Genomic DNA, 228 nt, shown 5'->3' on the forward strand with positions numbered 1-228 from the left:
GCCCAGCTCAAGGCCACAGATCTCAAGCTGGGGGTCTATTCAGAAATCAACTACGGCCCATGGCTGAACAATCTCGATAGTTATTTCCAGGTCGAGGGCCGGGATTACTGCTCGCAATTATTTCGTGATGTGGCCAATAACAACCTCGACCTGGCGCTGGTGGATGAATGGGTTGCCACCTCCGAACTGAGCAATAGCCCCACCATTGCCGAACACCTGGTACTGGCT

At 53.5% G+C, this 228-nt stretch carries 1 protein-coding gene; it reads left to right on the forward strand.

Going from position 1 to position 228, the window contains the following annotated elements; translation table 11 throughout:
• A partial coding sequence (locus Q4563_RS23475; protein ID WP_303606261.1) for a hypothetical protein occupies positions 1 to 228 on the forward strand: 228 nt, incomplete at both ends.

The organism is Gilvimarinus sp. 1_MG-2023, assembly GCF_030548285.1.